The sequence below is a fragment of the Mesorhizobium sp. C399B genome (assembly GCF_030323185.1).
In the GTDB taxonomy this organism is placed as follows: Bacteria; Pseudomonadota; Alphaproteobacteria; order Rhizobiales; family Rhizobiaceae; genus Mesorhizobium.
Window position 1 is genome coordinate 856,696 of sequence record NZ_CP100472.1, and the last position, 17,340, is coordinate 874,035.

Sequence of the window (17,340 nt, forward strand, 5' to 3'; positions counted from 1 at the left end):
CCGGGGCTTGCGCCCGATTTCAATCTACTCAGCAGCCACCATCACCGGTTCGGCCCGGTGCGCGTTGCGCGAAAACTCGTCGATGCGCCGCTCCACCTCGCCGCGGAAATGCCGCATCAGGCCCTGGATCGGCCATGCCGCGGCATCGCCCAGCGCGCAGATCGTATGACCCTCCACCTGTTTGGTGACGTCGAGCAGCATGTCGATCTCGCGCTTCTGCGCCTCGCCGCGCACCAGCCGCTCCATCACCCGCCACATCCAGCCGGTGCCTTCGCGGCATGGCGTGCACTGGCCGCAGCTCTCATGCTTGTAGAAATAGGAAAGCCTGGCGATCGCCTTCACGATATCGGTCGATTTGTCCATGACGATGACAGCCGCCGTGCCAAGGCCGGATTTCAGGTCGCGCAAAGCATCGAAATCCATCGGCGCATCGATGATCTGCTCGGCCGGCACCAGCGGCACCGAAGCGCCGCCCGGAATGACCGCCAGGAGATTGTCCCAGCCGCCGCGAATGCCGCCGCAATGGGTTTCGATCAGCTCGCGGAACGGGATCGACATCGCCTCTTCGACGGTGCACGGATTGTTGACGTGACCCGAGATGCAAAACAGCTTGGTGCCGACATTGTTGGGCCGGCCAAAGGACGAGAACCAGGCGGCGCCACGGCGCAAAATGGTCGGCGCGACCGCGATTGACTCGACATTGTTCACGGTAGTCGGACAACCGTACAAGCCGACATTGGCTGGGAATGGCGGCTTCAGCCGGGGCTGGCCCTTCTTGCCTTCGAGGCTTTCGAGAAGTGCTGTTTCCTCGCCACATATATAGGCGCCGGCGCCGTGATGCATGTAGATGTCGAAATCGTATCCGGACGTGTTGTTCTTGCCGATCAGCCTGGCCTCGTAGGCCTCGTCGATGGCGCGCTGCAGCGCCTCGCGCTCGCGGATGAACTCGCCGCGCACATAGATGTAGGCGGCGACCGCGCCCATGGCGAAGCCGGCGATGAACGAGCCCTCGACCAGCGTGTGCGGATCGTTGCGCAGGATATCGCGGTCCTTGCACGTGCCCGGCTCGGATTCGTCGGCGTTGACAACGAGATAGCTCGGCCTTCCGTCGCTCTGCTTGGGCATGAACGACCATTTCAGCCCGGTCGGGAAACCGGCGCCGCCACGGCCGCGCAGGCCTGACGCCTTCATCTCGTTTACGATCCACTCTCGCCCCTTGGCGATGATGCCGGGCGTGTTGTCCCAGGCGCCGCGCGCCATCGCGCCGGCCAGCGACTTATCGAACAGGCCGTAGATGTTGTTGAAGATGCGGTCTTTGTCAGCCAGCATGACTTACCTCTTTCCCCGCAAGACGATCGAGAACCACACCAGCACGCCCATGCCGGTCGCGGCCATCGATTCCAGGGTATCCGAAAACGGCAATTCGACGAGGCGCCGAAGCCCCTCCAGAAGGATGTTGGCAGCAGCGATGCAGACAACGCCGATGACAATGCTGCGCAGCGTCAGCAAAGATCCGGTGCTTTGCGCTTCAGCCATCAACGTGGCTCCTTGCCGAAGACGCGGATGTATTCGGCGACGCCGCCCTTGGCGAGCGCCTTGGCCTGCTTGCCCCAGTCGTCGCGCTCGATGCGGCCCTGGAAAGCGAGATATCCATCCACCCAGTCGCGCTCGGCCTTATTCCAGGATGCGACCTGTGTGAAGGTGAAGATGCCAAGCGAATGAAGGATGCCCTCGATCTTCGGGCCAATGCCCGAGATCAGCTTGAGATCGTCGACCGCAGCCGGCCTGTCGATTCCGGCCGGACGGTTCTTGTCCTCGAGCGACGGCTTTGCGGGCCTGGCTGCCGGCGCCTTGACGGCCGGGGCCACCGCGGCCTTGACCGCTGGCGCCTTGAATTCCGGCGCAGTGAAGGCAGTTGCCGGCGTGGCGGTGGTCTTCGGGCCATTACGCTGCTTGGCGACCTTCTCGACTTCAGGCGCCGCGGCGTTGGCGTTGGCGGCCGAATGCAGGGGCGCCGGGACGCTCGCCGCTTTTTCCGCCGCCGGTGCAACCTTGGCCCTGGAGGGCGACTTCAACGCCGAGCTGGTTTCCGGCGCATCGGTTTTCGGTTTGCCGGCGTTGGATGGCGCGACCGGGGCGGGCGCTGCAGGAGCGGCAGGAGCCGGAACAGGCGCCGCAATGATTGCGTCGGGCGCCGCGTGGGCAGCCTTGCTCGCGGCCTTGGCTTCCTTGTCGCGCGTTGCTTTGAGGATCGCCTTTTCGCTCTTCAGCGTCGTCAGGCCAGGCGCCGGCTCCGAGCCGGTTCTGCCGTTTTGCGGTCCCGTGGGAACCGAGGCGCCCTTGCCCGCATCGTAAAGATCGATGATTTCGGCCAGCCGCTCGGGCGTCAGATCCTCGAACGTATCCTTGAAGACCATCACCATCGGCGCGTTGACGCAGGCGCCGAGGCATTCGACTTCCTCCCACGACAGCGTGCCCTTCTCGTTGGTGTGGAACTGGTCGTGATGGATTTTCGAGCGGCACACATCCATCAGCGCTTCCGAGCCGCGCAGCATGCAGGGCGTGGTGCCGCAGACCTGGATATGCGCGCGCGTGCCGACCGGATTGAGCTGGTACTGCGTGTAGAAGGTCGCGACTTCGAGGCCGCGAATGCGCGGCATGCCGAGCATGTCCGAAATCGTCTCGATCGCCGCCTTGGTGACCCAGCCTTCCTGCTCCTGCGCAATCATCAGCAAGGGAATGATCGCCGACTGCTCCCGGCCCTTCGGATATTTCTTGATCCATTGCTTCGCAACCGCCGCATTCGCCCGGTTGAAGGCGAAGGTGGCTGGCTGGACGCTTGCTTCTGCGAGACGGCGGACTGACATTTAGCGATCGACCTCACCAAACACGATGTCGAGGGAACCCAGGACGGCAGTGACGTCGGCCAGCATGTGGCCACGGCAGAGGAAATCCATGGCTTGCAGATGCGCGAAGCCGGGCGCGCGCAGCTTGCAGCGGTAGGGCTTGTTGGTGCCGTCGGAGACGAGATAGACGCCGAACTCGCCCTTCGGCGCCTCGACCGCGGCATAGACCTCGCCGGCCGGCACGCGGTAACCCTCAGTATAGAGCTTGAAATGATGGATCAGCGCTTCCATCGAGCGCTTCATCGCCTGGCGCTTGGGCGGCACCACCTTGCCGTCGAGGTTCGACACCGGCCCGGTGCTCTCCTTGCCGAGCAGAAGGTCGACGCACTGACGCATGATCTTGGCTGACTGACGCATTTCTTCCATGCGCACGAGATAACGGTCGTAGCAGTCGCCGTTCTTGCCGATCGGGATGTCGAAATCCATCTCGGAATAGCATTCATAGGGCTGCGACTTGCGCAAATCCCAGGCAGCACCCGAGCCGCGCACCATGACGCCGGAAAAACCCCAGGCCCAGGCGTCGGCCAGCGACACGATACCGATATCGACATTGCGCTGCTTGAAGATGCGGTTGCCGGTAAGCAGCTTGTCGAGGTCGTCAAGCGACTTCAGGAACGGGTCGATCCACTTGCCGATGTCCTCGACCAGCTTCGCCGGCAGATCCTGGTGCACACCGCCCGGACGGAAATAGGCCGCATGCATGCGCGAACCGGAAGCGCGCTCATAAAACACCATCAGCTTTTCGCGTTCGACGAAACCCCACAGCGGCGGCGTCAGCGCGCCGATATCCAGCGCCTGCGTCGTCACATTGAGGATGTGCGACATGATGCGGCTGAGCTCGGAATAGAGCACGCGGATCAACTGGCCGCGCTTCGGCACTTCGATGCCGAGCAACCGCTCGGTGGCGAGCGCGAAGGCATGCTCCTGGTTCATCGGTGCGCAATAGTCGAGCCGGTCGAGATAGGGCACGGCCTGCAGATAGGTCTTGTGCTCGATCAGCTTTTCGGTGCCGCGATGCAGCAAGCCGATATGCGGATCGACGCGGTCGACCACCTCGCCGTCAAGCTCCAGCACAAGACGCAAAACACCGTGTGCCGCAGGGTGCTGCGGTCCGAAGTTGATGTTGAAGTTGCGGACGGAGTGCTCGGTCATGCTAGATTCCAAGCCTTTCCTTGGCTGACGGCGTCAGTTCCATGAAGCGGACCGTCTGCGGCCCGGCCACATATTCTTTTGCTCTCTGCTCGCATTGCTCAATGGTCTCGTTGGAAGGCTGGAGATCGGCCAGCTCTCCAGCATCGCGCAAGGCGTTCAAAATCTGGTCCAATTCAATCTGCATCGCAGGCTTGATACGAAATATCGTCGGGCAGTTCTTCACCGTGTCGTTCGCCACGACAGCTCGCGCCGCCGAATAGCAATCCACTCCAGCTACTTTGCAGTCTTTCGCAAAAGCATTCTGCAAGCCGGCACAGCAAAACAGGCTTAGTAGCGCTACGCGGATCATCGCCACGCCGCCGCCCCTACTGTTTCGCCTTCTCATCGCCCGGCAGGACGTAGTCCGTCCCTTCCCATGGCGAGAGAAAATCGAAGTTCCTGAATTCCTGCTTCAATTCCACCGGCTCGTAGATCACGCGCTTGGCTTCGTCGTCGTAGCGCACCTCGACGAAACCGGTCAGCGGGAAGTCCTTGCGCAGGGGATGGCCCTCGAAACCGTAGTCCGTGAGGATGCGGCGCAGGTCCGGATGGCCGGAGAACAGCACGCCATAGAGATCGTAGGCCTCGCGCTCATACCAGTCGGCGCCGGGATAGACAGCGGTGAGCGACGGCACCAGCGTCTCTTCGTCGGCCTGCACCTTGATGCGGATGCGCAAATTCTGCTTCGGCGAAAGCAAATGATAGACGACATCGAAACGCTTGACGCGCGACGGGTAGTCGGCGCCGCAGATATCGATGATCGAAATGAACTGGCAGCCCGAATCGTCACGCAGGAAGCTTGTCACCTCGATCAGATTGTCTGTAGCAACCGAGATCGTCAGTTCGCCATAGGCAAGCACCGCATCGGTGACGCGGCCCGGCAGCTTTTCGCCGAGATAGGTCGACAGTTCGCTCAGGGATGCGGCCATGGGTCTACCGTTCGATCGTGCCGGTGCGGCGGATCTTCTTCTGCAGGAGAAGAATGCCGTAGAGCAGCGCTTCGGCGCTCGGCGGGCAGCCGGGCACATAGATGTCGACCGGCACGATGCGGTCGCAGCCGCGCACCACCGAATAGGAATAGTGATAATAGCCGCCGCCATTGGCGCAGGAGCCCATCGAGATGACGTAGCGCGGCTCCGGCATCTGGTCGTAGACCTTGCGCAAAGCGGGGGCCATCTTGTTGGTCAGCGTTCCCGCCACGATCATTATGTCCGACTGGCGCGGCGACGCGCGAGGAGCCACGCCAAACCGCTCCGAATCATAGCGCGGCATCGAGGTGTGGATCATCTCGACGGCACAGCAGGCGAGACCGAAGGTCATGAACATCAGCGAGCCGCTGCGTGCCCAGGTGATCAGCGCCTCGGTCGAGGTGACCAGAAAACCCTTGTCGGCCAGTTCATTGTTGATCTCGAGGAAGAACGGATCGTCGGAACCGACCGGACGTCCGGTATTGGGGTCGATCAGGCCTTTGGGCTTCGGCGCGACGAGCGTTCCGGAACTGTCGTTCAATCCCATTCCAGCGCTCCTTTTTTCCACTCATAGGCAAAGCCGATGGTCAGCACCGCCAAAAACACCATCATCGACCAGAAACCGAGCATGCCGATCTTCGAGAACGACACCGCCCACGGAAACAGGAAGGCCACTTCCAGATCGAAGATGATGAACAGGATCGACACCAGGTAGAAGCGGATGTCGAATTTCATCCGGGCATCGTCGAACGAGTTGAACCCGCACTCGTAGGCGGAAAGCTTCTCCGGATCGGGATTGCGATAAGCCACCAGAAACGGCGCGATGATAAGCGCCAGGCCTACAACCGCGGCCACGGCGATGAAGAGGACGATGGGCAGGTATGAACTGAGGAGTACGTTCATGCTCGGCTTTCCGTTGGCGGCCAATCCACTTTGATTACAGCAACCAACCCTAATGCGGAAGCGCGACAGTTTAACCGCTGAACCGTTTTAGGTGCCTTTGCTGCAACGCGGCGAGGGTTAGCGCACGGCTTTCAGCGAAGCAAGTCAAACCTTGTTCAAAAGACAGTGCTGGACGGCAGGCCGGGAAAAACTGGTCCGATCTCCTCCTGTTTGATTTCCTTCATCTTTCACTCCACTTTTGTCTCCTGACACATCTCCCGCCATTTGCCTGCTAGCATCACCGGAATCGCCGGCTAAAGTCGGGAAAATGGTTCGAGGCAAGACACTTTGACGAAGGACAAAATCTCACTCCCGACGGCCAGGCGCATCGCGCTCGCCGCGCAAGGATTTCTCGATCCGCGCCCGGGCGGCACGCCCGATCGCCGCCACCTCGCCCGCGTGCTGTCGCGCACCGGCTTGCTGCAGATCGATTCCGTCAGCGCCGTGGTGCGCGCCCACTATATGCCGCTCTATTCGCGCCTCGGCCCCTACCCGCTGGCTTTGCTCGACAACGCCGCAGTCACCCGCAAGCGCACCGTATTCGAGTACTGGGCGCATGAGGCCTCTTTCCTGCCGGTCGAGACATACCCGTTGATGCGCTGGCGCATGCAGCGCGCTGAAAGCGGCGACGAAATGTATCTGGGCCTCGCCAAATGGGGCCGCGAGCACGCCGCCTATATCGAAGAGATCTACCGCGCGGTCGCCGAGCGCGGCCCGATTGCCGCTTCGGCACTGGAGGGACAGAAAGGTTCGGGCGGCTGGTGGGGCTGGAGCCACGCCAAGCACGCCTTCGAATGGCTCTTCTGGGCCGGACGCATCACCACGGCGCACCGCCGTGGCTTCGAGCGCTTCTACGACCTGCCCGAGCGCGTGCTGCCGCAGGCGATCCTCGACCTGCCGGTGCCGGCGGCCGAGGACGCGCACCGCGAATTGCTGCGCATTTCCGCCCGCGCCCACGGCATCGCGACGTCGGGTGACCTGCGCGACTATTTCCGCCTGTCGCCGGCCGATATGAAGGGCCGGCTGGAGGAACTGGTCGAGTTGGGCGAACTGCTGCCGGTGCGCGTCGAAGGCTGGGACAAACAGGCTTACCTCCACAAGGACGCCCGCCTGCCGCGCAAGATCGAGGCGCGTGCGCTGCTGGCGCCGTTCGACCCGGTCGTCTTCGAACGGTCGCGCTCGGAGCGCCTGTTCGATTTCCACTACCGCATCGAGATCTACACCCCGGCCGAAAAGCGCCAATACGGCTATTACGTCCTGCCCTTCCTGCTCGGCGACCGCATCGTGGGGCGCGTCGACCTCAGGGCCGACCGCCCGGCCAGCGTGCTTCGCGTCCACGCCGCGTACGCCGAGCCCGGCGCACCGCCGGAGACAGCTGCCCAGCTGCTCGAGGAATTGAAGCAGATGCAGGGCTGGCTTGGCCTTGAGCGCATCGAAGTGACGCCGGCCGGCAATTTGGGGAAGCCTTTGGCCGACATTGCCATGTCGTAGCCGTGCGTTGACACCGCTGCCTGCAAAAGCCTAAATCCGCTCCAGACGGTCCCCTGCCCGCAACGGCAAGGGCCAAGAGGGAATGCGGTGCGGGACGAAAAAATCCCAAATCCGCGGCTGTCCCCGCAACTGTAAGCGAAGAGCCAAGGCCGAAAGCCACTGGGTAACACCGGGAAGGCGGCTAACCAAGGCGATGACCCGCGAGCCAGGAGACCTGCCGTCTGAGACAAAGTATCCGATCGCCTGGCGGGTTTCCGGGCAAGGAGCACGGTTTTTGGACCAGAACAGCAGTTTTTCGGCTGGCACAACGGACATTGCGTCCGGCGACAACGACGCCCTGACCGGCGTGACCGTCATCGTCTGCGCCTCCTGCCGCGATGAGACCGGTTCCGACGCCCATCCGCGCGCCGGCGAATTGCTGGCTGAGGACACAGGCCGCGCCGCTGCCGGCGATATCCGGGTCCGCACCGCCGAATGTCTCGGCAATTGCAAGCGCCGCCTCAGCGCCGCGATCCTGCGCGATGGCTGCTGGAGCTATGTCTTCGGCGATCTGACCGCAACCAGCGGCGCCGACCTCGTTACCGGCGCAAAGCTCTTCGCGACTTCGGCCGACGGCCTCATCCCGTGGCGCGGCCGGCCCGATAGCCTCAAGCGCGGCCTCGTTGCCCGCATCCCACCCCTCGACATGCTGAAGGACTGACGATGAACGCTTCAAACCCGGCCGCCAACCTCTCCCGTGTTCCCTGCACTGTCGTTACAGGCTTCCTCGGCGCCGGCAAGACGACGCTGGTCCGCCATCTCCTGGAAAATGCCGGCGGCAAGCGCATCGCCATCATCGTCAACGAGTTCGGCGACATCGGCATCGACGGGGAAATCCTGAAAGGCTGCGGCATCGACACCTGCCCCGAGGAAAACATCGTCGAACTGGCCAATGGCTGCATCTGCTGTACAGTCGCCGACGATTTCGTGCCCGCCCTCGACAAGATCCTCGCGCTGACACCGAAGGTTGACCACATCCTGATCGAGACCTCGGGCCTGGCTCTGCCCAAGCCGCTGGTCCAGGCGTTCCAGTGGCCGAGCGTGAAGAGCCGGGTAACCGTCGACGGTGTCATCGCCGTGGTAGACGGCCCGGCGCTGGCCGAAGGCCGCGTCGCCAACGACATGGACGCTTTGCAGGCACAGCGCGCTCAGGACGAGACGCTCGACCATGACGATCCTGTCGAAGAAGTGTTCGAGGACCAGATCGCCTGCGCCGATTTGATCATCCTGTCGAAGAGCGATCTGATGGACGCCCCCGGTTCGGCCCGCGCCAACGCCATCATCAATGAACATTCCGCCCGCGCGGTAAAAATCGTGCCGACTGCGCATGGCAAGGTCGACCCGTCGGTGCTGCTTGGCCTCGGTCTCGCCGTCGAAGACGACATCGAGAACCGCAAGTCGCATCACGACGGCGCTTTCGATCATGAGCATGACGATTTCGACACCTTCATCGTCGACATCCCCTCGATCGCCAATCCCGACGACCTGGCCAAGCGCGTCGCCACCGCCGCCGAACAGGAAAACGTGTTGCGTGTAAAGGGCTTCGTCGATGTCGGCGGCAAGCCGATGCGGCTTTTGCTGCAGGCCGTCGGCCCGCGCGTCAATCATTACTATGACCGCGCCTGGGCGGCTGAGGACGACCGCCGCTCGCGTCTTGTCGTCATTGGCCTGAAAGGACTGAACCGCCCGGCGATCGAGCGTATACTCGCCGGCTGATCCAAACCACGAGCCGAAATGCATATACTCACCACCACATCCGCCTCGCTCGACGATCTCGCCGAGCCCGTCGATCTCGGGCAGACGCCGGCGGATATCGTGGCGCTGTCCTTCACCGACAGCGACCTCGCCGGCCTCGCGGCGGCGTGGAAGGCCGATGCCGCCCGCCTGCCGTCGATGCGGCTGGCGGCGCTGCGCGACCTGCGCCATCCCATGTCCGTGGACCTCTGGATCGACAGCGTCGCCCGCCACGCCAAGGTGATTTTGGTGCGCATCCTCGGCGGCTACGACTGGTGGCGCTATGGCTGCGACCAGCTTGCCGCGACTGCCCGTGCGAACGGCATCAAGCTGGCGCTGCTGCCGGGCGAGAGCCACGACGAGGATCTCAGGCTGATCGAAGCCTCGACGCTGCCGCGCGAGGATCTGGACGTCCTGCTTGGTTATTTCCGCGAGGGCGGACCGGAGAATATGGCAGCACTGATGCAGCGGCTGGCGGGGTTGGCTGGGCAGGATGCGGCGGCGGCTGAGCCGGTCAGCGTGCCGAAAGCTGGTTACTACGAGCCTGGCCGCGGCGTCGTAGGCAAGTTGGATTTTGCCGATGTCGGCGTTCCTTCACACCCCCCTCTGTCCTGCCGGACATCTCCCCCGCAAGGGGGGAGATCAGCCGGCGCGGACCTCGGCACTTTTTCTGCCCAGCCGATAATAGATTCCTCTGCAACATCCCCGATTGGCGAAAGCGTCGATGAGAGCACAATCTCCCCCCTTGCGGGGGAGATGTCCGGCAGGACAGAGGGGGGTGGGCGGGAACTCGGCGCAGACAACATCAACTCTCCCATTATCCCCATCCTCTTCTACCGCTCGATGCTGCTGGCCGCCGATGTCGCGCCAATCGATGCCCTCTTTGATGCACTCCGCCAGCGCGGCATGAGACCGGTCCCGATCTTCGTCTCCAGCCTCAAAGACCCGACCTCCCTGGCCTTCGTCGAAACCGCACTGGCCTCGCTCAACCCCGCCGCCATCATCACCGCAACCGCCTTCGCCTCCGGCGCCGAACCCGGCGTCCAAACCCTGTTCGACCGCGCCGGCGTGCCGGTCTTCCAGGTCATCGTCGCCACCACCCGCCGCGACGTCTGGGACAACAACCAGCGCGGCCTGGCGCCCGCCGACCTCGCCATGCATGTCGTGCTGCCCGAACTCGACGGCCGTATCCTTGCCGGCGCGATTTCCTTCAAGGGCGAGAGCGAGACCGACCCGGCGCTCGGCCACCGCGCTTTCGCCAACCGCCCGGAACCGGATCGCGTGGCGCAAGTGGCGGACAGGCTAGCGGCGTTCACACGGTTGCAGCAGACGCCCCGCGCGACGCGTAAGTTGGCGATCCTCATTCCGGACTATCCGAGCGCGCCCGGCCGCACTGGCTATGCAGTGGGCCTGGATGTGCCGTCCAGCGTGCTGGCCATGCTGCATGACCTGAAGGAGCAGGGCTATCGCGTTGACGGGATTCCAGAAACGCCGCGTGCGCTGCTGGATACGTTGGGGCGGAGCGATGGTGGGCTGGGGCTGGATGAGTATCTGGACTTCTCAAAGGATTTGCCGGCTGAGGCACTGGCTGCAGTCGAGGCGGCATGGGGCGCTCCTTCACCCTCCCCCTTGTGGGGAGGGTCGGTTCGCGACATTCGCGAAGCGGATAGCGCGAAACGGGGTGGGGGTAGCGGTGCACCACCCCCACCCGGCGCTGCGGGCCACCCTCCCCACAAGGGGGAGGGTAAGAGCGGCTTCCCCTTCCGCGCCGCCACCTTCGGCAACATCACTGTCGCTCTCGCCCCCGACCGTGGCCGCTCGGCCGACCGCCGCGCCGATTACCACGACCCGACGCTCCCTCCCCGCCACAACCTCATCGCCTTCGGCCTGTGGCTGCGCAAATCGCTCCGCATCCATGCTCTCATCCATGTCGGCGCTCATGGCACGCTGGAATGGCTGCCCGGCAAGACGGTAGCGCTCTCACAAAACTGCTTCCCCGAGATCGTCACCGGCTCGTTGCCCGTCATTTACCCCTTCATCGTCTCCAATCCCGGCGAAGCGGCGCAGGCGAAGCGGCGTATCGCCGCCGTCACGCTTGGCCATCTGCCGCCGCCGTTGACCGGTGCCGGCCTCGACGAAGGGCAGCACAAGCTCGAACGCCTCGTCGACGAATACGCCCAGGCCGACGGCCTCGACCGCCGCCGCCGCGATCGTCTGGCCAAGCTGATCGTCGACACGGCGCAAAAGACCGGCTTCGCCTCCGAAGCCGGCGTCGCCGGAACCGATGCGCCCGACGAGGCGCTGCGCCGCATCGACGCCTGGCTCTGCGACCTCAAGGATTTCGCCATCAAGGACGGCCTGCACATCTATGGCCGCGCTCCCGACGACGAGCCCGACGCCATGCGCGTGCAAAGCGCGGAGGCCGAGAAAGCAGCACTTCTTGCCGCGCTCGACGGCCGTCACATCAAGGCGGGTCCGGCGGGCGCACCGGCGCGTGGCCGCTCCGACGTGCTGCCCACCGGCCGCAACCTGTTCACCTCCGACCCGCGCACCATGCCGACGCCGACCGCCTACGATCTGGGAAAGGCGGCGGCAGAAGAAGTCGTGCGCGGCTATATGCAGTCGCATGGCGACTGGCCGCGCTCGCTGGTCATCGACCTCTGGGGCTCGGCCTCGCTGCGCACTGGCGGCGAGGAGATCGCGCAAGGCCTGGCGCTGATGGGCTGCCGGCCGCAATGGGACAGTGCCACCGGCCGCATCACCGGCATCGAAGTGCTGCCGCCGGCCACGCTCGGTCGCCCGCGCGTCGATGTCACCTGGCGGATTTCGGGTCTGTTCCGCGACATGTTCCCGACCCAGATCGCGCTGATCGACGCCGCCGCCAACGCCGTAGCCGCGCGCGACGAGGACGATTCGGAAAACCCGCTCGCCGCCAGAACCCGCGCCGATGGCAAGATCGGCCCGCGCATCTTCGGCACCTCGCCCGGCACCTATGGCGCCGGCGTCGAGGACCTGCTGTCCAGCGGCGACTGGGTCGGGCGCGAAGAAATCGGCCGCGCCTATCTCGATGCGACATCGCATGCCTATGGCGGCGCCGAGGGCGAAGGCATTGCCTCCCCCGGCGCTTTCGAGACCCGCATCGCCGAGGCCGATCTGCTCGTCCACACCGGCGACGATCCCGGCCGCGATATTCTCGAGGGCTCCGCCGATGTCGCCTTCATCGGCGGCTTTTCGGCCGCCCTTGCGGCATTGGGCCGAAATGCCGACGTCATCGTGCTCGACACCACCGACCCGCAAAAGCCGAAGCCGCGCTCGGTCGGCGAGGCTGTGTCGCGGGTTGTGCGGGCGCGAGCCGTCAATGCGCGTTTCATCGCCGGCCAGATGCGGCACGGCCCGCGCGGCGCATCGGAATTCGCCGAGACGGTCGATCGCCTCATCGGCTTTGCCGAAACCACGCACGCCATTTCGGGCGCGTTGATCGAGGCCGTGCATGACGCCTATGTCGGCGATCCCGATGTCCGCGCCTTCATCCTGCGTGAAAATCCGGCCGCTGCCAAAGTCATCGCCGAGCGCTTCCTGTCGGCGCGCCGGCGCGGTCTCTGGCATCCCTTGCGCAACGCGATCGACGACGATCTCGCGGCGTTGATCGCCGAGGCCGAGGCGCTCGGAGTCGCGGCATGAACGCCTTTTCAAGGCGCGGCGCCTGCCCGGCTCTGTCAGCGCCGATGCAGACCGGCGATGGCCTGCTGGTGCGGCTTAATCCTGTAGCTGGAGGTCTTTCGCCCAAGCTTTTGATCGGACTCGCCGAATCCGCCCTGCGGCACGGCAACGGCATCATGGAAGTGACCGCACGAGGCAGCCTGCAGATACGCGGCCTGACAGCGGAAAGTGCTGGGCTGCTGGCGGCGGAGGTGGATGCGCTGGGCATCGCCGTGCGCACCGGCGTGCCGGTCGAGACCGGGCCGCTGGCCGGCATCGATCCGCGGGAGATTGCCGATCCGCGAGCTTTGGCTGAGCGGGTCAGGGCTGCGGTCGAGGAAGCTGGGCTGACGCCAAGGCTCGGGCCGAAGGTTTCGGTGGTTGTCGACGGCGGCGGGCAGTTGACGATGGATGGGGTGACGGCCGATGTCAGGCTGAAGGCGGTGCGGGTGGGCGCAGGAACTCAGTGGCTGGTGTCTGTCGCGGGTGATGGACAGAATGCGAAGCCGCTCGCGACGGTCGACGCGGATGCCGCACGCGACATTGCCGTTGCAGTGCTTCGGATGGTTGCCGAAAAGGGCCGTGAGGCGCATGCAAGGGATCTGTCGGAGAGGCAATTGGCCTCTCTCGCAAGCTGGCACTCCGTCGCGCCCCCCTCTGTCCTGCCGGACATCTCCCCCTCAAGGGGGGAGATTGCGCCGTCACGGGCGATTTCGCCGATTTTCAGCGTCGAAGGTGGAGAGCCGGCGGCGACCCTGCTGATCTCCCCCCTTGAGGGGGAGATGTCCGGCAGGACAGAGGGGGGCGCCGTAGAGCGCTCTCGCTCGCCGGTTGGCATCTTCGACTTGAACAGCGGCCACGCCCTCGGCATCGGCCTGCCCTTCGGCAGCATGCCAGCGCAAAACCTTATCGACCTTGCCAGCCGAGCGTCGAACCTCGGCACCGCCGAAATCCGCCTCGCCCCCGGCCGCGCCTTGCTGTTCCTCGGCCAACCGTCGTCCGCAAACCACCCCCTGCGAGCCACCGCCGCCGCCCTCGGCTTCGTCACCATCGCCGCCGACCCGCGCACCCGCATCGCCGCCTGCCCCGGCACTCCTGCCTGCGCATCCGGACAAATCGCCACGCGCGACATCGCCGAGACAATCGCCGCCGAAAACGCTGATATCCTCGACTTCACACTGCACATTTCCGGCTGCGCCAAGGGCTGCGCTCACCCCGGCTCTGCCGCGCTAACAATCGTCGGCGGCGAAAACGGAGCCGGACTTGTCGTGAACGCGACGGCAAAGGCCCTTCCTGCGGGCTACAGGCCGGGCTATGACGCCGCACGCGGCGTCAGTCGCGTCGCGGCGATGGTCCGCAGCGCACGATTTCAGGGCGAAACCGCCGCCGCTTGCCTGACAAGGCTCGGGCCGGCGGCAATCGCCGAAAGCTACCGACAGGAATAAGCATGGCCGCCTACGACTACATCCATGACGGCAACGCCATCTATGAGCGCTCTTTCGCCATCATCCGCGCCGAGGCCGATTTGTCCCGCTTTTCCGAGGCCGAGGCCGACGTTGCCATCCGCATGATCCATGCCTGCGGCCAGGTCGAAGCATCAAGTCATTTTGTTTTCTCCAGCGATTTCGTCGCCGCCGCCCGCAGCGCCTTGGCGGCCGGCGCGCCGATCTTCTGCGATGCCGAAATGGTCTCGCATGGCGTCACCCGCGCCAGGCTGCCGGCCGGCAATGAGGTGATCTGCACCTTGCGCGACCCGCGCACGCACGACATCGCCAAGCAGATCGGCAACACCCGCTCGGCCGCCGCGATCGACCTCTGGGGCGAATGCATGGCCGGTTCGGTCGTGGCCATCGGCAATGCGCCGACAGCGCTCTTCTATCTCCTGGAAAAATTGCGCGACGGCGCGCCGAAGCCGGCAGCCATCATCGGCATGCCGGTCGGCTTCGTCGGTGCCGCCGAATCCAAGGATGCGCTGGCCGAAAACTCCTATGGAGTGCCCTACGCCATCGTGCGCGGCAGGCTTGGCGGCAGCGCCATGACCGCAGCCGCGCTCAATTCGCTGGCGAGGCCCGGCCTGTGAACGCAGCTGTCAAAGAAGATCTGGCAAAAGGCCGCCTCGTCGGCGTCGGCACGGGGCCTGGCGACCCCGAGCTGCTGACGCTGAAGGCCGCGCGCATCCTGGCCGAGGCCGACGTCGTCGCCTACTTCGCCAAGCGCGGCAACAACAGCAACGCGCGCGCCATCGTCGAGGCGCGTTTCCGGCCGGATATGCTGGAACTGCCGCTTCTCTATCCCGTCACCACCGAGATCGACAAGGATCACGACGACTACCGTTCGCAGATCACCGATTTCTACGAGCAGTCGGCCGAGAAGGTCGCCGAACACCTCGAAGCCGGCCGCATGGTCGCCGTGCTCTCCGAAGGCGACCCGCTGTTCTACGGCTCCTACATGCACCTGCATGTCCGCCTCGCCCATCGCTTCCGAACCGAAGTCATCCCCGGCGTCACCGCCATGTCGGGCTGCTGGTCGCAGACCGGCGTGCCGATCGTCCAGGGCGACGATGTCCTGACGGTTTTGCCCGGCACGATGAGCGAGTTCGAGCTGACACGCCGTCTCGCCGACACGGATGCCGCCGTCATCATGAAGGTCGGCCGCAACCTGCCCAAGATCAGGCGGGCGCTGGAAGCCACCGGCAAACTGACCCGCGCCGTCTATGTCGAGCGCGGCACCATGGCCGGCAGCGTTTCGTTGAAGCTCGCCGACAAGCCGGACGACAAGGCCCCCTATTTCGCCATCGTGCTGGTTGCCGGCTGGTCCGGCCGGCCTGGCGTCATGGGAGCCAAGCCATGAGCGGCCGCCTCACCGTCATCGGCCTTGGGCCCGGCAATGCCGACCAGGTGACGCCGCAAGCCAGCCGCGCCGTCGCCGGGGCAAAGTTCTTCTATGGCTACAAGCCGTATCTCGACCGGCTGGAGCTGCGCCCGGACCAGACCCGCGTCGCCTCGGATAATCGCGAGGAACTCGCCCGCTCCAAGGACGCGCTGGTCAAGGCCGCCGAGGGCCATGACGTCGCCGTCGTTTCCGGCGGCGATCCCGGCGTCTTTGCCATGGCCGCCGCGGTCTGTGAGGCGATCGAGGCCGGTCCGGCCGAGTGGCGCGCGGTCGATGTCGCCGTCGTGCCGGGCATCACTGCGATGCTGGCGGTTGCCGCCCGCATCGGCGCCCCGCTCGGCCATGATTTCTGCGCCATCTCGCTGTCCGACAATCTGAAGCCGTGGGAGCTGATCGAACTGCGCCTGCTCGCTGCCGCCGGCGCCGGCTTCGTCATCGCGCTCTACAATCCGATCAGCAAGGCGCGCCCTTGGCAGCTCGGCCGTGCCTTCGAATGCCTGCGCGCCATCCTGCCCGGCACCACGCCGGTCATCTTCGGCCGCGCCGCCGGCCGCCCGGACGAGCGCATCGAGGTGTTTCTGCTGGCCGATGTCGAGGCGGAAAAGGCCGACATGGCGACCTGCATCATCATCGGCTCGCCGGAGACAAGGATCATCAAGCGCGGTGACAAACCGGCGCTGGTCTACACACCGCGTTCCGCGACGGGGTCGAGACCATGATCGATCATCGCGGCCAATGCTTCGACAGTTTCGGCCGACGGCACCTCCGGCAGGATGGGCCTGCGCACCATCACCACCTCGATACCGAGCGCCCGCGCCGCGGCGATCTTGCCGTAGGTGGCCTCGCCGCCGCTGTTCTTGGACACGACAACATCGATGCGGTGCTCCTCGAGCAGTGCGTGTTCATCCGGCTCGCGGAACGGCCCGCGCCCCAGCAGGTAAGCCGCATCCGGCACCGCCAGTTTCGGCTCGACCGGATCGACGCTGCGGATGAGGTAGTGATGCTGCGGCGCCGCCTCGAAAGCCGCGACCTCTTGGCGACCAAGCGCCAGGAAGATACGGCGCGGCGCCGGTCCAAGCGCATGCACCGCATCGCCTGTCGTATCGGCCTGCGTCCAGCGGTCGCCATCGACAGGCTCCCAGCCAGGGCGGCGCAAAGCAAGGATCGGCACGCCGGTCATTTGCGCGGCTTGCGCCGCATTGGCGGAAATTCGCGCGGCATAGGGATGCGTGGCGTCGATCAGCAGATCGGTTCGCGTCTCCCTGAGATAGGCGGCCAACCCTTCATTGCCGCCAAATCCGCCGCTGCGCACCGGCACGCCTTGCGCCACCGGGCTTTCGGTGCGGCCGGCCAGCGACAGGGTGACAAGGAAATCTTCCACCAGTTTTTCGGCCAATTGGCGCGCTTCTGTCGTGCCGCCAAGGATCAGAATCTTCTTCATGAGCACCATGTTGAACAGCGTCGGCGCTGCCCCTCAC

General features: G+C 64.9%; 17 protein-coding genes and 1 riboswitch. Of the genes, 8 read left to right on the top strand and 9 right to left on the bottom strand.

Annotated elements, in window-relative coordinates:
• Positions 1 to 24 precede the first annotated feature (24 nt).
• Genes nuoF through NLY36_RS04200 form a run of 8 tightly spaced genes read right to left on the bottom strand, consistent with a single transcriptional unit; the run spans position 25 to position 5,968 of the window.
• A complete protein-coding gene (gene nuoF / locus NLY36_RS04165; protein ID WP_023670819.1) occupies positions 25 to 1,329 on the bottom strand; it encodes an NADH-quinone oxidoreductase subunit NuoF in 1,305 nt (434 codons plus the stop codon).
• 3 nt (positions 1,330 to 1,332) lie between these two features.
• On the bottom strand, positions 1,333 to 1,536 hold the full coding sequence (locus NLY36_RS04170; RefSeq protein WP_023690953.1) for a hypothetical protein: 204 nt from the start codon (positions 1,534 to 1,536) through the stop codon (positions 1,333 to 1,335).
• Positions 1,536 to 2,867 (bottom strand): NADH-quinone oxidoreductase subunit E, encoded by a 1,332-nt coding sequence (locus tag NLY36_RS04175; protein ID WP_023735920.1) that lies wholly within the window; start codon positions 2,865 to 2,867, stop codon positions 1,536 to 1,538. Before NLY36_RS04175 ends, NLY36_RS04170 begins: the two co-directional genes overlap by 1 nt.
• Positions 2,868 to 4,058, bottom strand: a complete 1,191-nt coding sequence (locus NLY36_RS04180) for an NADH-quinone oxidoreductase subunit D (protein WP_023712705.1) — start codon at positions 4,056 to 4,058, stop codon at positions 2,868 to 2,870.
• Between the two features lies 1 nt (position 4,059).
• Positions 4,060 to 4,413 (bottom strand): hypothetical protein, encoded by a 354-nt coding sequence (locus NLY36_RS04185; protein WP_156933208.1) that lies wholly within the window; start codon positions 4,411 to 4,413, stop codon positions 4,060 to 4,062.
• Positions 4,414 to 4,423: 10 nt separating this feature from the next.
• A complete protein-coding gene (locus NLY36_RS04190) occupies positions 4,424 to 5,026 on the bottom strand; it encodes an NADH-quinone oxidoreductase subunit C (protein WP_023670823.1) in 603 nt (200 codons plus the stop codon).
• 4 nt (positions 5,027 to 5,030) lie between these two features.
• Entirely contained in the window at positions 5,031 to 5,612 is a 582-nt protein-coding gene (locus tag NLY36_RS04195; protein WP_023670824.1) for a NuoB/complex I 20 kDa subunit family protein, read from the bottom strand.
• On the bottom strand, positions 5,603 to 5,968 hold the full coding sequence (locus NLY36_RS04200) for an NADH-quinone oxidoreductase subunit A (RefSeq protein ID WP_023670825.1): 366 nt from the start codon (positions 5,966 to 5,968) through the stop codon (positions 5,603 to 5,605). The genes NLY36_RS04195 and NLY36_RS04200 overlap by 10 nt, the downstream gene beginning before the upstream one ends.
• A gap of 327 nt (positions 5,969 to 6,295) precedes the next feature.
• Here NLY36_RS04200 and NLY36_RS04205 point away from each other — a divergent pair, with 327 nt between their 5' ends.
• The 8 genes from NLY36_RS04205 (at position 6,296) to NLY36_RS04240 (ending at position 16,581) form a co-directional block, all read left to right on the top strand.
• The gene (locus NLY36_RS04205; RefSeq protein WP_023735922.1) at positions 6,296 to 7,498 is read left to right on the top strand and encodes a winged helix-turn-helix domain-containing protein; all 1,203 of its coding nucleotides are present in this window, start codon (positions 6,296 to 6,298) and stop codon (positions 7,496 to 7,498) included.
• Between the two features lie 29 nt (positions 7,499 to 7,527).
• Positions 7,528 to 7,734: riboswitch (cobalamin riboswitch) on the top strand.
• Positions 7,735 to 7,772: 38 nt separating this feature from the next.
• Entirely contained in the window at positions 7,773 to 8,198 is a 426-nt protein-coding gene (locus NLY36_RS04210) for a DUF1636 family protein (RefSeq protein WP_023685191.1), read from the top strand.
• A 2-nt stretch (positions 8,199 to 8,200) separates the two neighbouring features.
• Complete coding sequence (gene cobW / locus NLY36_RS04215; RefSeq protein ID WP_023698338.1) at positions 8,201 to 9,253, top strand: cobalamin biosynthesis protein CobW; 1,053 nt, start codon at positions 8,201 to 8,203, stop codon at positions 9,251 to 9,253.
• A gap of 18 nt (positions 9,254 to 9,271) precedes the next feature.
• Complete coding sequence (cobN, locus tag NLY36_RS04220; RefSeq protein ID WP_023735923.1) at positions 9,272 to 12,952, top strand: cobaltochelatase subunit CobN; 3,681 nt, start codon at positions 9,272 to 9,274, stop codon at positions 12,950 to 12,952.
• Positions 12,949 to 14,415: a precorrin-3B synthase gene (gene cobG, locus NLY36_RS04225; RefSeq protein ID WP_023735924.1), complete on the top strand. Its 1,467-nt coding sequence runs from the start codon at positions 12,949 to 12,951 to the stop codon at positions 14,413 to 14,415. The genes cobN and cobG overlap by 4 nt, the downstream gene beginning before the upstream one ends.
• 2 nt (positions 14,416 to 14,417) lie before the next feature.
• On the top strand, positions 14,418 to 15,050 hold the full coding sequence (locus tag NLY36_RS04230) for a precorrin-8X methylmutase (protein ID WP_023698340.1): 633 nt from the start codon (positions 14,418 to 14,420) through the stop codon (positions 15,048 to 15,050).
• Entirely contained in the window at positions 15,047 to 15,820 is a 774-nt protein-coding gene (locus NLY36_RS04235) for a precorrin-2 C(20)-methyltransferase (RefSeq protein ID WP_031249169.1), read from the top strand. Before NLY36_RS04230 ends, NLY36_RS04235 begins: the two co-directional genes overlap by 4 nt.
• The gene (locus NLY36_RS04240) at positions 15,817 to 16,581 is read left to right on the top strand and encodes a precorrin-3B C(17)-methyltransferase (RefSeq protein WP_023698342.1); all 765 of its coding nucleotides are present in this window, start codon (positions 15,817 to 15,819) and stop codon (positions 16,579 to 16,581) included. Before NLY36_RS04235 ends, NLY36_RS04240 begins: the two co-directional genes overlap by 4 nt.
• Here NLY36_RS04240 and NLY36_RS04245 read toward each other — a convergent pair.
• Positions 16,545 to 17,303, bottom strand: a complete 759-nt coding sequence (locus NLY36_RS04245; RefSeq protein WP_032934672.1) for a cobalt-precorrin-6A reductase — start codon at positions 17,301 to 17,303, stop codon at positions 16,545 to 16,547. The genes NLY36_RS04240 and NLY36_RS04245 overlap by 37 nt on opposite strands.
• Positions 17,304 to 17,340: the final 37 nt, after the last annotated feature.

Coding starts and splice junctions, on each gene's coding strand:
- nuoF (WP_023670819.1), bottom strand. CDS start 1,329: ATGCTGGCTGACAAAGACCGCATCTTCAACAACATCTACGGCCTGTTC.
- NLY36_RS04170 (WP_023690953.1), bottom strand. CDS start 1,536: ATGGCTGAAGCGCAAAGCACCGGATCTTTGCTGACGCTGCGCAGCATT.
- NLY36_RS04175 (WP_023735920.1), bottom strand. CDS start 2,867: ATGTCAGTCCGCCGTCTCGCAGAAGCAAGCGTCCAGCCAGCCACCTTC.
- NLY36_RS04180 (WP_023712705.1), bottom strand. CDS start 4,058: ATGACCGAGCACTCCGTCCGCAACTTCAACATCAACTTCGGACCGCAG.
- NLY36_RS04190 (WP_023670823.1), bottom strand. CDS start 5,026: ATGGCCGCATCCCTGAGCGAACTGTCGACCTATCTCGGCGAAAAGCTG.
- NLY36_RS04195 (WP_023670824.1), bottom strand. CDS start 5,612: ATGGGATTGAACGACAGTTCCGGAACGCTCGTCGCGCCGAAGCCCAAA.
- NLY36_RS04200 (WP_023670825.1), bottom strand. CDS start 5,968: ATGAACGTACTCCTCAGTTCATACCTGCCCATCGTCCTCTTCATCGCC.
- cobW (WP_023698338.1), top strand. CDS start 8,201: ATGAACGCTTCAAACCCGGCCGCCAACCTCTCCCGTGTTCCCTGCACT.
- cobN (WP_023735923.1), top strand. CDS start 9,272: ATGCATATACTCACCACCACATCCGCCTCGCTCGACGATCTCGCCGAG.
- cobG (WP_023735924.1), top strand. CDS start 12,949: ATGAACGCCTTTTCAAGGCGCGGCGCCTGCCCGGCTCTGTCAGCGCCG.
- NLY36_RS04230 (WP_023698340.1), top strand. CDS start 14,418: ATGGCCGCCTACGACTACATCCATGACGGCAACGCCATCTATGAGCGC.
- NLY36_RS04240 (WP_023698342.1), top strand. CDS start 15,817: ATGAGCGGCCGCCTCACCGTCATCGGCCTTGGGCCCGGCAATGCCGAC.
- NLY36_RS04245 (WP_032934672.1), bottom strand. CDS start 17,303: ATGAAGAAGATTCTGATCCTTGGCGGCACGACAGAAGCGCGCCAATTG.